Source organism: Rhizohabitans arisaemae, from assembly GCF_025996515.1.
Classification (GTDB): Bacteria; Actinomycetota; Actinomycetes; order Streptosporangiales; family Streptosporangiaceae; genus Rhizohabitans; species Rhizohabitans arisaemae.
In genome coordinates this window covers 1,480,719-1,494,230 of the sequence record NZ_BLRH01000060.1, presented here as the reverse complement: position 1 = coordinate 1,494,230, position 13,512 = coordinate 1,480,719, and the positions used below count along the sequence as shown (strand labels likewise).

General features: G+C 65.0%; 15 protein-coding genes and 1 tRNA gene. 4 read left to right on the top strand and 12 right to left on the bottom strand.

Features of this window, described 5'->3' with window-relative positions:
• Positions 1–112 precede the first annotated feature (112 nt).
• From RUR_RS35350 to RUR_RS35340, 3 genes are all read left to right on the top strand, one after another.
• Positions 113–556 carry a hypothetical protein gene (locus tag RUR_RS35350; RefSeq protein ID WP_283139582.1) on the top strand — a complete coding sequence of 148 codons (444 nt, stop codon included), beginning with the start codon at positions 113–115 and terminating at the stop codon, positions 554–556.
• Positions 557–842: 286 nt separating this feature from the next.
• Positions 843–2,168, top strand: a complete 1,326-nt coding sequence (locus RUR_RS35345) for a serine hydrolase domain-containing protein (RefSeq protein WP_283139581.1) — start codon at positions 843–845, stop codon at positions 2,166–2,168.
• 53 nt (positions 2,169–2,221) lie between these two features.
• Positions 2,222–2,704, top strand: a complete 483-nt coding sequence (locus tag RUR_RS35340; protein ID WP_283139580.1) for a potassium channel family protein — start codon at positions 2,222–2,224, stop codon at positions 2,702–2,704.
• 151 nt (positions 2,705–2,855) lie between these two features.
• On the opposite strand, the gene RUR_RS35335 is transcribed toward RUR_RS35340, so the two are convergent.
• Positions 2,856–3,410 (bottom strand): GNAT family N-acetyltransferase, encoded by a 555-nt coding sequence (locus RUR_RS35335; RefSeq protein WP_283139579.1) that lies wholly within the window; start codon positions 3,408–3,410, stop codon positions 2,856–2,858.
• A gap of 241 nt (positions 3,411–3,651) precedes the next feature.
• Between RUR_RS35335 and RUR_RS35330 the strand changes: the two genes are divergently transcribed.
• Positions 3,652–4,974, top strand: a complete 1,323-nt coding sequence (locus RUR_RS35330) for an aspartyl protease family protein (RefSeq protein ID WP_283139578.1) — start codon at positions 3,652–3,654, stop codon at positions 4,972–4,974.
• Positions 4,975–5,027: 53 nt separating this feature from the next.
• On the opposite strand, the gene RUR_RS36905 is transcribed toward RUR_RS35330, so the two are convergent.
• From RUR_RS36905 to RUR_RS35275, 11 genes are all read right to left on the bottom strand, one after another.
• Positions 5,028–5,399: a ClpX C4-type zinc finger protein gene (locus RUR_RS36905; protein WP_428847044.1), complete on the bottom strand. Its 372-nt coding sequence runs from the start codon at positions 5,397–5,399 to the stop codon at positions 5,028–5,030.
• 227 nt (positions 5,400–5,626) lie between these two features.
• Complete coding sequence (locus RUR_RS35320; protein WP_283139577.1) at positions 5,627–6,010, bottom strand: VOC family protein; 384 nt, start codon at positions 6,008–6,010, stop codon at positions 5,627–5,629.
• Positions 6,011–6,113: 103 nt separating this feature from the next.
• Complete coding sequence (locus tag RUR_RS35315; RefSeq protein ID WP_283139576.1) at positions 6,114–6,380, bottom strand: hypothetical protein; 267 nt, start codon at positions 6,378–6,380, stop codon at positions 6,114–6,116.
• 688 nt (positions 6,381–7,068) lie between these two features.
• Complete coding sequence (locus RUR_RS35310) at positions 7,069–7,497, bottom strand: NUDIX hydrolase (RefSeq protein WP_283139575.1); 429 nt, start codon at positions 7,495–7,497, stop codon at positions 7,069–7,071.
• Between the two features lie 5 nt (positions 7,498–7,502).
• Entirely contained in the window at positions 7,503–7,994 is a 492-nt protein-coding gene (locus RUR_RS35305) for an NUDIX domain-containing protein (RefSeq protein WP_346349093.1), read from the bottom strand.
• Between the two features lie 38 nt (positions 7,995–8,032).
• Positions 8,033–8,386, bottom strand: a complete 354-nt coding sequence (locus RUR_RS35300) for a signal peptidase I (RefSeq protein ID WP_283139574.1) — start codon at positions 8,384–8,386, stop codon at positions 8,033–8,035.
• Between the two features lie 321 nt (positions 8,387–8,707).
• Positions 8,708–8,780: transfer RNA gene (locus tag RUR_RS35295), tRNA-Ala, on the bottom strand.
• Between the two features lie 17 nt (positions 8,781–8,797).
• Positions 8,798–9,526 (bottom strand): HAD family hydrolase, encoded by a 729-nt coding sequence (locus RUR_RS35290; protein ID WP_283139573.1) that lies wholly within the window; start codon positions 9,524–9,526, stop codon positions 8,798–8,800.
• A gap of 69 nt (positions 9,527–9,595) precedes the next feature.
• Positions 9,596–9,715 (bottom strand): DLW-39 family protein, encoded by a 120-nt coding sequence (locus tag RUR_RS35285; protein WP_283139572.1) that lies wholly within the window; start codon positions 9,713–9,715, stop codon positions 9,596–9,598.
• Between the two features lie 241 nt (positions 9,716–9,956).
• Entirely contained in the window at positions 9,957–12,308 is a 2,352-nt protein-coding gene (locus RUR_RS35280; protein ID WP_283139571.1) for an FAD-dependent oxidoreductase, read from the bottom strand.
• Positions 12,308–13,408 carry an alpha/beta fold hydrolase gene (locus RUR_RS35275; protein ID WP_283139570.1) on the bottom strand — a complete coding sequence of 367 codons (1,101 nt, stop codon included), beginning with the start codon at positions 13,406–13,408 and terminating at the stop codon, positions 12,308–12,310. Before RUR_RS35275 ends, RUR_RS35280 begins: the two co-directional genes overlap by 1 nt.
• Positions 13,409–13,512 lie beyond the last annotated feature (104 nt).

Sequence of the window (13,512 nt, the reverse complement as noted above, 5' to 3'; positions counted from 1 at the left end):
GGTTGTTGTGTCCCTGACACAGAGAAGGCGCCGCGTCGAGGTGATTGTCCCTGCGACGTGGCCACGACGGGCGAGAGCCCGGGCACAATGGGCGGCCGAGCGGGTTTCGCCCATGGCGATGAGCGCCCGCGAGATGGCCGCCCACCGCTTCATGGACGCACGTGGCTGGGCAGCACCCCAGCTGGACCGTGCAGCCCACTCAGTCGAGGAGAGTCTCGCGCCGAGACTGAGCGCGATGCTCGCCTCAGCGGCCGACCGAATCGATCCATACCGGGTGCAGCCCCGGAGTCGTTGGCCGATGATGCTCCTGGTCGCCGGTGCGGCCATCATCGTCACGGGGGTGCTCATTCGGCGGGGCACCACCCAGCACTGGACGGAGGCGATCCAGAACAACGCCGAGGAGGCCGCGACCCAGGTGGGTGAGACCACGAAGTGGGCCGGCGGCCGAGCCGAGAAGGCCGGCGAAAAGGTCCACGAGACCGCCGACAAGGTGGCCTCCAAGGCCCACCAGCGCGGCCACGGCATCGAAAAGCCACTGGACGACCACAGGCCGTAGCCTGAGAGGTTCGCGACAAGGTCCCGGGGATGCCGATCGCCCGGGACCTTTTTGGGCCCTCATCCCAAGGCACAGGGCCTGAAAGTAAATTAAAGGCTATTGAATTTTAGATACTTTGCCGACACCCAAAACACACAAAAGTGAACCGCAAGTAAGCAGGGTCAAGCCGTCTACCTCGACACACACGATTATTCAGGCTCTGAGTTCACCGTCGAGGGCCATCTTCTCATCAGCCCACACGCGATTAGGGTGGGTGCATCCAGCGCTCGGATGAGGAGAACCTCTCATGCTGCCCACCACCGCACAGGCTCTGCTAAGGCGACTCGCCATCGACCAAGCCCAGGAACGCCTCCCCTCGGTGGTGGCATCCGTCGTCCGAGACGGCCAAACCGTGTGGCTGGGAGCGAGAGGTGAAGTCGGCGGAGCCTCCCCCACCGCCGACACCCAATATCGCATCGGCTCAATCACCAAAACTTTTATCGCGGTAATGGTCATGCGTCTCCGCGACGAAGGCCGCCTCGGTTTGAACGACACGCTGGACACCCACGTCCCCGGCACCCCCGTAGGTGACCGAACCATCGCCGAACTGCTCTCCCACACCGGGGGCCTGACCGCCGAAGCACCCGGGGAATGGTGGGAGCGGATCGCCGGGCCGGATCGGCTCACCCTCGGACCCGAGGTGGTACGGCATCGCGCCGGACGCCGGTTCCACTACTCCAATGTCGGATACGGCCTGCTCGGCGAACTGGTCTCCCGGCATCGGGGGAGTGACTGGATGACCGCCGTACACAAGGAAATCCTCGAGCCGCTCGGGATGAACCGCACCACCTTCATGCCGCAGGAGCCGCACGCCGAAGGCTGGGCCGTACACCCGTGGGCGGATGTCCTGCTGCCGGAGCCGGCCCACGACGGAGGGGCGATGGCTCCCGCCGGGCAGCTCTGGTCGACCGCGACGGACCTGGCCCGGTGGACGCTCTTCATCGGCGGCGACAGCGGAGACGTCCTCCACCAGGACACCGTCGCCGAGATGCGGGAACCCGCCAAGGTCGACGACGGCGACGAATGGCGGTCCGGGTACGGACTCGGATTCCAGCTCATGCGGCACCGCGGGCGCAGGCTCGCCGGTCATACGGGCTCCATGCCCGGGTTCCTCGCCACGATCTGGGTCGACCCCGCCGACGCCACCGGTGCGTTCTTCCTCGCCAACACCACCTTCGGCGTCGGGTTCACCCTCCTCACCGACCTGCTCGACATCATGAGCGAGCACGAGCCGCGCATACCCGCCGAATGGACCCCGCAGAGCGTCGATCCGGATCTCCTCGAACTGACCGGACAGTGGTACTGGGGGCCGCTGCCGTACGTGCTCCGCATCCTGCCGGACGGCCTGATCAACCTTTCGCCGATCGGCGAGCGGGGGAGGGCGTCCCGCTTCCGCCCCGAACCAGACGGCACCTGGCTCGGGCTCGACGGATACCACGCCGGTGAGATCCTCCGGGTGGTACGGGGTCCGCAGGGAACCCACCTCGACCTGCAGACCTTCATCTTCTCGCGTACCCCGTACGACCCTGTGGTCCCGATCCCGGGCGGAGTCGACCCGGACGGCTGGCGCTAGGCCGACGGCGTGTCCACGGGAGGCGGGCCGACCCGATGCCAAATGATGGGGAGGTGGCAGGAGAGCGGGCATCCCACGGCTGGGTCGGCCAGGTCGCCATGGTCGTCGGACTTATCCTCTTGTACTACCTGATACCACTCGGGGACAGCAGGAATCCGGTGCGACTGACGGTGTCGATTCTGCTGTTCATCGCAGGGGTCGCCCTGCTCACCCTGGTTTTCGCCCGACGGACACTCAGGATGATGCGCGGGGAACCCGCCCGAATCCGTGATCTCCTTCTGCTCCTCTACATAGCCACCACGTTCTTCGCCCTGTCCCATTACGTCATCGCCACCAGCAGCCCGGAGCAGTTCGCCCAGCTGAACACCCGGACCGACGCGCTCTACTTCACCATGGCCACCATCGCCACCGTGGGTTTCGGAGACGTACACGCCCAAGGTCAACTCGCCCGGGCGTTCGTGACGGTGAACATCGCCTTCAACCTGGTGATCCTCGCTTCCCTGGTCGGCAGCTTCAGGCGTGCCTTCAAACAGTGAAAGCCCCGGGCGAGTGGACCACCCGCCGGGCGACGGGCGGTCATAGATCACCGCGTGGGGCCAATCGGGTCGACTTTACGCAGGTAGCTTCTTCAAGCCACCGCTGATCGATGTGGTCCTTCCAGCGGACCCGAATGCCCGATGGCCGCCTTCACCGGGCCGACCCATACGACGGGTTGGTGACTCGATAGAGGACGTGCCGGCGCAGCCGGCTACCCTCGGGCACCACAGGATGGTCGAAATCACCCTCGGTGTCGCGCACCATCCCGATTCGCTGCATGACGGCCTGTGACCGCTCGTTCGTCACCGCTGTGAACGACACCACCTCGCTGAGCCCAAGCCTCCCGAACGCGTCGTCCAGTACGGCTGCCGCCGCCTCACTCGCGTAGCCGTACCCCCATGCGGAGCGGGCGAGCCGCCAGCCGATCTCGACACAGGGCGTGAAATGCGCGGTGAACCGTGGCACCGAAAGGCCGGTGAAGCCGATGAACGCCCCTGCCGCCTCCACCGCCCAAAACCCGAAGCCGTGCATGTCGAACCCCGCCTTGATGCGATCGACCATCGCATCGCTCTCCTCCCGCGAGAATATGGCGGGGAAGTGCTCCATCACCTCGGGGTCGGCGTTCAGCGCCGCGAACGGCTCCCTGTCGCCGTCGCGCCAGCTCCGCAGAACGAGCCGCTCGGTCTCAATCACCATGTCAGTCATCAATCGACGATATCGGGTGGACACTCCCATTCGGGTCTCCCGAAAACCCGTCGCCTGCCACTCCCATCCCACCTGTCCGCACCCACCAACGATGGCGATACAGCCGACCAGCGGCGGATAGCCGTGAATGTGAAGGTCGTGCACTTATGCCCGTTGAACACCTCGGTGGATTGACTGGCCCTCCGCCCACATTGATCAACGCGGCGGCGTAAGACAAACGAGAATCACGTCAGGAGCCGACATGACCTCCCGAGACGATATTCACACCTTCGACAGGCGCATGTTCCTACGCGGGGTCGGCCTGACCGCGGCCGCCGGCGCCGCGCTTCCGCTGATGGGTTCGGGTTCGGCGGCTTTCGCCTCTCCCCCGGATCCGGACCAGCTTTTCAAGAACGGCAAGTTCGCCGAAGCCGAACGCGGCTACCGGCACCTGCTCCGCAAGAACCCGCAGAACGCGCACGCCGCCGCCCGGCTCGGCTACATCGCCCTGCTGTCCAACCGGTTCCACGCGGCCGAGAACTTCCTGTCCCGGGCTATCAGCCTGGCTCCCGCCGACATCGCCTCGAAGCAGCGGCTCGCCGAGTGCTTCGTACGGCAAGATCAGCACGCCCGCGCCGTACCACTGCTGCGTCAGACCGGCGACCAGCGCGACGCGGCCTTCGCCACCGTCTTCGCCAATCTCGCCGGCACACCGTGGCGGATACAGGGGGCGGCCGAAGCACATCTGCCTTTCCACACCCTCGACCCCGTACCCTCCGTCGAAGCGTCCCTCAACGGCGGAGCGACCAAGAAATTCCTGCTCGACACCTATTCGACCCTCGACCTGTCTCCGGAGGCGGCGGAAGAGGCGGGACTGCAGGCGCTGGCCACCGTCTCGGGAGGGGTCGTCAACAACACGCCGATCACCATGTACCTGGGCGTGCTGAACTCGTTCCGGGTCGGGGAGATCGAAATCCGCAACCTCCCCGTCCAGTGGATCGACACCCAGCGGCCGCCTCTTCCCGACGGCTCCCAGCCCGCCGGCGTGATCGGAACGACGGTGTTCTACCACTTCCTGACCACCATGGACTATGCCGGCCAAGCGCTGATCCTCCGCCGTAAGACCGAGGCCCAGCGACGGAAGTTCCGGGCGCAGGCCCGTCGTTCCCGGGTCGACGAGCTCCCCCTGTGGCTGGCCGGGGACCACTACCCCTGCACCGTGGGCAGTCTCCTCAACTCCGGGCCACGGCTCGTCACCGTCGACACCGGCGGCATTGCCCACGCCCTCGACACGACGGTGGAGATCGCCGAACGGACCGGGATCGAGGTGGATTACGCCAACCCGGTCGAGCACAACCGGAGAAAGTACTATCCGATCACGCCCGACCGGGTCAGCCTCGGCAAGGCCGTGGGGCGCAACGTGCGCGGCTACGCCTGGGAAACGGTCTTCCCGGGCCTTCCCGGCCCCGGCCAGTCCGCTCGCTTCGGCTTCGACCTGCTCGCCAACTTCACCCACGAGTTCTTCAAGCCGTTCGCCATCACATTCGACTACACCGACATGGACTTCATCATCACTCGCGGATGACCCGACAGTCGAAGTCGTTCTCTGGACAAGCAGACCTCGGTGCCGGGTTCGCGTCACTCTTCGCCGGAGAACCGCTCCCAGGCGGACTGGCGGGTGATTCCGAGAGCTTCGCCGATCTTTCGCCAGGTCACGCCGCGTCGGCGCAGTTCCTGCACCCATGAGCGCAGGTCGGCCTCGGCCTGGTCGATGTGCTCGGCGACGCGCGGAATGTGGCTCAGCATCTCCTCGTCCGCCAGCGACGCCCAGACAGGCACCCGCGGCCCCACGGGACTGTCGAGGCTTCCTTCGATGACCATCGCGGAGAGAGCCACACACTCATTGCAGATGTACACGCCGGCGCCGGCGACCAGCTTGTCGACCTCGGTGTCCGACTTGCCGCAGAAGGAACACCGAGCAAGTCCGGCCAGAGTGTCAGACGAAATCACAGCACACTCCTAAGGGGTCAGAAGCCCTAAGCTGTCAGGAACTTCCTGACAGCTTAGGGCGTCAGGGACTCCCTGACAACCGGGGTGCGAGTCCGAACCAGGAGACTGCCGTCACCGAAACACGCTCCTAACCGACCGGAACGCCAAAGGTCACCCAGGCGAAGCGTCAGCTCAGGTAGCCGACCTCAATCGACCGGCCGAGCGGCTTGGTGCCAAGACACACGTGATCAGAGGGGCTGAAGCCGGGTGCGCAGGAGGCAGAACTCGTTGCCTTCCGGGTCGGCCAGAACGTGCCAGCTCTCGGTGCCGGTCTGGCCGACGTCAACGGGCTTGGCCCCGACAGCGAGCAACCGCTCCAGCTCGGCGTCCTGGTCGCGGTCGGTGGCGCTGACGTCGATGTGCAGTCGAAGCTTCCCGGTTCGCGGGGCGCTACTGGGGCTGAGAACAAGGGTGGGCTGCAGGCCGCCGAAGCCGACGTCGGCCGGCCCGATCTCGATGCTCCCGTCGTCCTCCCGGCCGAGTTCGACGTAACCGAGAACCTCGCTCCAGAATGCGGCGAGCCGATCAGGATCGGCGGCGTCGATAACCAACTCACTGATGCGACAGGCCATGCCCGTCAGTGTACGCAACCAACGATCTTGTCGATCGGGCGACTCCATCCATTACGTCGGCGATCCGCCTGTCTACAACCCCTAGACGGAATCGCCCGGAGCTTCACTCGTCAATGTTTGCAGGCCGCCGTTTTGTCCGCGCGTACACAAGGAGAGCAGCCCCCACCCCAACCAGCAGAGCACCGACGCTCAGTGCGACGAGATTCACCAAGTTTGCATACGCGACTTCCTCGGCGTACTTCTTCGAGATCTCCGGCGTCGGATCCTGGTAAGGCAGATACGTTCCCGAGGTCACCATGAAAGCGATAACGGGCAGGAATAGGCCGACACAGACGGCCCAAGCCCCAACCGTCCTCTTCGTGATCGTCATGCGTGCAGGCCAAGCACCGAATCGGCCAGCCCAACGGCGCGGGCTGGACAAGCGAGCCGACCACCTCGGATCGGATCGGGCGTCAAGCGCCAGTACCTATAAGAGTTGTTCTTCTCATAGTCGGGGCGGGCGCGTCTGTACATAATCCGGTGCTGCGCATCGAACGGTCGATCCGCCACTCTGCACCTGCTGATCCCGCCTCCGACCACTTCTTCATCGCAACCAACCCTGCCCAAGATGCTCCCCCATGTCACACGTGCGCCCGGATCCGTTCCCGCCGTACCGCCTCGAACCCGAGGAATAGAGTGAGGTTAGAGGTCACCACTGACGAACAGCTTGTCGATCACTGGGAGGCCTGGGAGGCCACAGGCCAGGTGAGATCCACCCACCCGGCCACGATGACCCGGTACCGCACCCCCGGCTTACCCACCCCGTGGCTTTGGGTCGTGTGCATGCCCGTGCGATCGTGACGGTGCATGTCGGTGACACGACACTGACGATCGAGCTTCCCGACGATGTCCGTGTGGTCCGCCGCACCACGACTCAGCCTGTTCGCAGTGTCAAGGCGGCCCGGCCCCGCAAGGCCGGTCATGTTTCCTAGGGTGCCTGTCATGTATGTGGTGGGACCGAAGTGTCAAACATCAAATGGGACTAGACACCCGCGATGCAGGTCACGGAGCTTCACAGCTCAGAGCAGGCGGGTTCCGTCGTGGTGGCGGACAGCGGGCACCTGATCGTCGCGAATGGCGTCAATGACCCGGACGGCGAAGGCTTCGGATGCAAGTGAGCGGACCTCGTCGGCGGTGACCCATCGGAAGGAACGGGCCTCGTCGGTCTCGGTGAGCCGGCCACCGATCACTTTGCAGCGGAAGACCAGGGCGATGATCGCACGGGTCATGTTCTTGTAGACCCCAGTGAGGGCAAGAGGCTCGACTTCAAGGCCGGTCTCCTCCCTGACTTCGCGGACCAGGCCGGTGATGACGTCCTCGTCGCGTTCGAGGACTCCCCCGGGCGCCTCCCAACGGCCGTTGTCACGTCGCTGGATCAGGAGTGCCCTGCCCTCGTCGTCGACGACCACGCCTGCCACGCTCACAGAGTGCGTGATGTGGTGATCCATCCGGGCTACCTGTGGCATCCCATGAGATCAGTCGGCAACTGCTCGCCGTGCTCCAGGTAGAGCGTGCGGCCGAGTCTGCGGGCCGTGACGGCGGCGGTGACCCTGTGGGCAAGTCGCTTGATGAGCAGGTGAGGGAGTTCCTCGACGGGGTGGAAGCCGAATCCGGTGAGCTCGGCCTCAAGGGTGATGCGGTCGACGGTGGCAGGAGCCAACGTCCCGCCGTCGAACACGAACAGAACTTTGTCCCCTTCGGCAGGATGGGGCGCCCAGTCGACCACGAGCAGGCCACCGACGGGCGGCCGAATGCCGAGTTCCTCGTGAACCTCGCGCACGCAGGCTTGAAAAGGGGTCTCCCCCGGTTCGACGTAGCCCCCGGGTATGTCCAGGTGCTCCTTGTAGGCGGGCTCAAGCAGGAGAACCCGGCCGCGGTCATCGAGGAAGAGCGCTCCGGCCGCTGCTCTGGCGTGGGCCATGGGCGGGGTGTGCGCGTTGCTCACGGACTCGACTTTAGGGGAGCCCGAGATGCCTGCCACGCTTACGGGAGGGACGGCCACCGAACGGTCAATAGGACGGAGTCCTCTTCGGCCTCCCAGGAGTGATCGATTCCCGGCCCCCACACGACATAGTCACCCTGCCGTTTCAGGACCACTTCGCCAACGGTGAGGTCAAGGCGGAAGCGGCCTTGGATCAGCATGAGAAGGGTGGTCCGCTGTTCGTCGGTACTCCACTCGGGTCGACGCTCGCCGGCCGGGTGTGTGCCCCACTTCACTTCAAGGGCTCCCGTCGAGCGCACGCCTCCGGCCCCAGGGTCGATGAAGTGCCCCATGAGCCAGCCCCGGTGGCGGTCGGCGTCCTCGGTGGCGTTGCCGGTGTACCAGTTGTCGGCCACGGTGCTAACAGCTCCAATTCGAGAGTCGGAAGATCGACCCGGCTATGGCCGCGGTCGTCGAAGAAGAGCGCTCCAGCTGCAGCTCTGGCATGGACCATGGGCAACGTCTGCACATCGCTCATGATCTCGACTCCAAGGAATCCCCCGGCGAATGTGAGCCCGGCCGCACCCAGGCGAACCACCTCCCACCCGCAATGGCGAAGCCGAGCAAAGGGGGGGTGCGGGTGGCGAAGCCCCCGCCCGCGAGGCGAAGCCGAGCAAAAAAATGACGAGGCGACCAAGGTCCGCGCCCTCCGCGGACATAGGTCGCCTATCGCCGAGTGGAGCCTAGGGGACTCGAACCCCTGACCCCCTGCTTGCAAAGCAGGTGCTCTTCCAGCTGAGCTAAGGCCCCGTGAAGCTCTGCATAGCCTACCGGGCGGCGGACGGTATCTGGTGCGTGGAGAGGTCTTTGTCGAGGACCAATGCCGGAAAGTCGGCGATTGTGTCGACGATGTGTGTGGCGCCGGCTTGTTGGAGTCTGTCTTTGCTGTGTGCTCCGGTGAGTACACCGGCGACGATCGCGGCTCCGGCTCGGCGTCCGGAGAGGATGTCGGCTTCGGTGTCGCCGATGACGGCGACTTTTCGCACGTCGTCGATTTCGAGTTGGGTGAGGGCACGCAGGATCGTGTCCGGCCAGGGACGTCCTCGTTCGACGTCGTCGGAGCACAGGTGGAGGTCGATGCATCCGTGCCAGCCGAGGAGGGTGAGGATGCGTTCGAAGGTTTTGCGGCGGAAGCCGGTGACGAGGCAGGTTTTCACGCCTGAGCTGCGCAGCTTTTCGAGGGCCTCGAGGGCGCCGGGGAGGGGGGTCATTCCCAGGCGGTCGAGTGCGGATTCGTAGGAGCGCTCGAAGGCGAGGTTGGTGACTTGAGCTCTTGCCTCGTTGTCGGGGAAGATCCCTCGGAAGACGTCGATGGACGGGCACCCCCGGAACCGATGCACGTGGACCATCGCCCGTGCGTAGGCACTGGTTCCGGGGACTACACCCTGTGTCGCGATCGCCTCCGCGAAAGCCCGTTCTACCGTTCCTGCGTCACCTGCGGTGGTTCCCGACAGGTCGAGGCAGGCCAGCTTGATGGGCACGGGGATGTCGATCACGCAGACACCCCCGTCAAAGCGTCGGACCTTCGCGTCGCCGTCACCGGCATGTCTGCCGCCGATGGCTGGTCAGTTGTCGCTGCCGGTGGCCTCGGTCCAGAGATCCAGCTCGGCGCGGTCCGCCTGCACCTTGCGCCAGATGAGGAGCCCTCCGATGGCGATGATCACCAAGACGAGCAGCTTCTTCATGGTGTGACCCCACTTCTCAACGGTCTCACCATCCCGGGGTGAGACATCGCCCGGCCCTAACAATTACTAGCAGCCTAGCAAGGTATTGGGCCGCCGCCGGGTTCAGATGCCAAGCCAGGATCGCCAAATGGGGGTCAACGGAGATCCACACTGATCCGGCAATGGTCGTTCTAGCAGCAAGAATCCTGAACCTTGCCGCCGGAACGATAGAAAGAGGTCACCTTCGCGTGTCCTGGATGGGCTACTTCAGGTGGGGTCCGTACACGTCCCAGAGCTGGCCGAGGAAGAACTTTCCGAACCTGGCGAGCGAGAACGCCGCTTCGGGGCCGGACGCTCTGAAGGTGGTGAGGATCTGCACGAGGTCGGCGGGTCTGATCCGCAGGGTGCCCGCGCCGAGCACGGTGGCCTTCTCCTCGTCGCTCTCGGTGAGGTGCCCGTCGAGGAGCCGGGCGTACAGTGTCGAGCTGTCGAGCCACAGCCGGGTCGGCGGCCCGTCGTGGATGTCCTTCCAGCCGCTGAGGGTGCGGGGCTGGTTCTCTCCGTCGTAGAAGTACAACCGGTAACGCATTTCACGGCGGTCCGGTGTGCTCCCTGGGGTGAACAGGTTGAACCAGCCCCGCTCTATGCGACGCCGGCCCCCGCATATGGCGGCATCAATCCATCCCTCAGCCCGGGCCAGGTGCTCGGGATAACTCAAGAACCGATCAACGTCATCGGCGGTGATGGTGAGTTGAAAGCCGAACTGTTCGCCGTGCAGTCTTCCGATCAGCTCTCCCTCAAGTGGATCACCGGTACCGGCGGTGAAGTATCCGCGCATGGCCTCGGTGAACGAGAGCGATGTCACCGCGGTCTCCATTTCGTCGAGCACTTTCCCACCTCTGGTCGCTACGCTCATGGATGTGCTCTCCAGTAGTCGTGTGCACATGCGGTCCGCCATCGCCGCGATCGTGAGTGCGGGGTTGGCCCCCACCGGACCTGGAATCGCCGCCCCGTCGGCGATGTGAAGGCCCGGATAACCGAACACCTCGCCGTAGGTATCGCACACCCCTTCATCAGGACTCACCCCCATCGGAGCGCCACCGAGTGGATGTACGGTGACGACACGTCTGCCGAACCAGACGGGGCTGTCCGCGTACTCGGCCCCGAGTACGTCGGCGATCCGCCGCATGGTCCCGCGAAGCCTTTCGAAGTACTCGTCGCTCGATTCGCCGCTCCAGATGACGTCCAGCTTGCCGTCGCGCAACCGTAGCCGCCCGTCCGGAACGTCTCTCCCCATCCCCAGCAGCGGAAGCGAACTCCCGGAGAACTCCCCGTCGCCCAGCAGGTCCGAGATCTCCGCGGAGAGGTTGGTGTCGTGGGTGACGAAGGCGCGGAGCCGTTCGATCAGGAAGCGCATCACCCTGCTGAACTCGTTGCCCACGTCGGCGCCTTCGACCAGCCAGTCGACGAACCCCGGGTAACCCCCGTCTTCGATGTACGCACCGCGGTGTCCCCAGCTCGCCGAGGGGGAGCCGTCCCAGCCGTCCGCGAGGCGTATGGCACTCGTGATCACCGGGCCCTGGCTGGCGTTGATCGGTCGGGTACGGCTGCGGTCGGTGGCCCGCAGCAGGAACGAGAGCAGGTCGCCGTTGCCCGAGAACCGGGTGCCGAGGGCTTTGCTCATCCCGGGGAAGTTGAGCCGGCTCCGGAGCAGCAGGTAGGACGTGCCGTAGGTGCCGGCGGCGAGGATCAGCCGGTCGCAGCCGATCGTGTGGATCGGAAGGTCGCGCGGGCCGGTCTGCGGGTCGTGGCGGACGTAGTCGACCTCGTAGCCGCCTCCCGCCCGCGGGCGGATCGCCAGGACCTCATGCCAGGTACGCAGGTCTGCCCCGTGGTGACGCGCGGCGGCCAGGTAGGTGTGATCGAGGCTGTTCTTGGCGCCGTCGTTGCATCCGATGTTGCATTCGCCGCAGAGCCGGCACGTCCTGCGGGGCATACCGTGCAGGTTGCCGTACTCGCGGTCGACGATCGGCAGGGCGAGCCCGGGACGCTCACCGTAGGCGGGGGCGAAGCTGACTCCGAGCGGGGGCAGGGACCATTCGAGACCGAGTTCGGCCGCCGCGTCCTGCATCGCCCGGGTCTTGGCGGTGTCGGCGTAGATCGGCTGGTCGAGCGGAAACGGCATCGCGCCGAGCATCGCTTCGACGGCTTCGTAGTGCGGTTCGAGGTCGTCGCGGGTCATCGGCCACGACTCGTATCCCCCGCCGGGGAGCGGGTCGGCCTTGACGAACCATTCCTCGTCTTTTCTGAGCAGCACGTTGGCGTAGATCAGCGAGCCGCCGCCGAGACCGCTGGAGACCACCGAGTCGCAACCCCGGAAACTCCATACGTCAAACATCCCGTAGAGCCCTTTGGCAGGGTCCCAGAATGCCCGTCCCATCTGTGACGGGCTCCGGGGGAACGTGCCGGGCGGGTAGGCTCGGCCTCGTTCGAGGAGGACCACGGAGTGTCCCGCCTCGGCCAGCCTGTACGCCGAGACGGAACCTCCGAACCCCGAGCCGACGACCACGACGTCCACATGCTCGCCTGTGCCGCCGGTTTTGCGATACGACATCACGCGGCCTGTCTTTTCAGGAAGTCGACGATCTGGGGGAACACATCGAGGTAGGCGTTCTTCCCGATGAAGGGGTCGATATGGCCGTACCCGGGGATGATCTGCAGCTCATGGATCCCGGGAACGACCTGGGACAATATGCGATGGCAGACCACGTTGGAGTCCGCGAAGACATCGTTGTGGTCGCCCGTGACAAAGAGAATCGGTGTGGTCACGAGAGCCGCGTCATCAAGATAATCGTTGGGCAGATCGCGGTGGCGCGGATCCCGCGAGTCGTACTTCACTGCCCTGCCGGCTTCGACCATCTTGTGAACATGCCGGTAATAGTGCACGTCTGAGGCACCATTGAGATCGGCGAGACGCTCGTGAATATGGGTCTCCGGCAAGATGTTGGCATGCCGGTACATGGCCGGTTTTCCGCTGCCCCACATGAAGCTCTGCATGTGACAGGCGGATGCCCGGCATTCAGGGTGGAACAGTGACACCATCCGTGCGAGCAGCCGGCGTCGGCTGAGTGGTGGTGCCGCTTCGAAACGCGGATCGAGATAGGACAGGCCAAGCCCGTACTCCAGAAGGGTCGGGCCGAACTTGAGCTTCAGCCGCGACCAGGCGGGCACTCTCGGAGTGAGCCCGACACTGTTGGCGACCATACTGGTGATGCCGGTGACGGTCTGGCCGAACAGACTCATCATGAACGACACCGAGCCGAGACAGTGAGCGATCACGTGCACCCGTCGACTCCCCACGTGACGGCGGAGTGCCCGTACCGCGGCCGGAATGTCGTAGAGGGCGATGTCGTCGAGATTGTGACGACGGGTCTCCACGTTGTACGGAAACCGGCTGCTCATCCGGAAGTCGAGCGCCCAGACGTCGGTGAAACCGCTTGCGAGCAGGTGGTTCACCAGGTTGCGCTGCTCCGGCATGATGAACATGTCGCTGGATGAGGTCAGACCGTGAATCAGTAGCACGACGTCGTCAGAGTCTTCGCGCCGGAATCGGGTCAAGGTGAGCCCGAGTTCGTCTTCGGTCGCGAAGGGGTACACCGACACTTCGGCATCGGCGACACCATCGTGCGTGTACCGAGGAATGCGGTGTTCCATCTGGCCGTCCTTCCGTCCTCTGTCAACTCCAAGAATGCCAACGGCGGTGAAGGTACGGCATCGTGGAAAACCCGTACTTTCGGCTGGGCCGGGAGGGTTCGCTT

What these genes read in the sequence shown, in the direction of transcription:
- RUR_RS35335 (WP_283139579.1), bottom strand. Translation starts at nt 3,410, where the DNA reads ATGACTGACATGGTGATTGAGACCGAGCGGCTCGTTCTGCGGAGCTGG.
- RUR_RS35280 (WP_283139571.1), bottom strand. Translation starts at nt 12,308, where the DNA reads ATGTCGTATCGCAAAACCGGCGGCACAGGCGAGCATGTGGACGTCGTG.
- RUR_RS35320 (WP_283139577.1), bottom strand. Translation starts at nt 6,010, where the DNA reads ATGGCCTGTCGCATCAGTGAGTTGGTTATCGACGCCGCCGATCCTGAT.
- RUR_RS35345 (WP_283139581.1), top strand. Translation starts at nt 843, where the DNA reads ATGCTGCCCACCACCGCACAGGCTCTGCTAAGGCGACTCGCCATCGAC.
- RUR_RS35350 (WP_283139582.1), top strand. Translation starts at nt 113, where the DNA reads ATGGCGATGAGCGCCCGCGAGATGGCCGCCCACCGCTTCATGGACGCA.
- RUR_RS35275 (WP_283139570.1), bottom strand. Translation starts at nt 13,408, where the DNA reads ATGGAACACCGCATTCCTCGGTACACGCACGATGGTGTCGCCGATGCC.
- RUR_RS35315 (WP_283139576.1), bottom strand. Translation starts at nt 6,380, where the DNA reads ATGACGATCACGAAGAGGACGGTTGGGGCTTGGGCCGTCTGTGTCGGC.
- RUR_RS35330 (WP_283139578.1), top strand. Translation starts at nt 3,652, where the DNA reads ATGACCTCCCGAGACGATATTCACACCTTCGACAGGCGCATGTTCCTA.
- RUR_RS35310 (WP_283139575.1), bottom strand. Translation starts at nt 7,497, where the DNA reads ATGGATCACCACATCACGCACTCTGTGAGCGTGGCAGGCGTGGTCGTC.
- RUR_RS35285 (WP_283139572.1), bottom strand. Translation starts at nt 9,715, where the DNA reads ATGAAGAAGCTGCTCGTCTTGGTGATCATCGCCATCGGAGGGCTCCTC.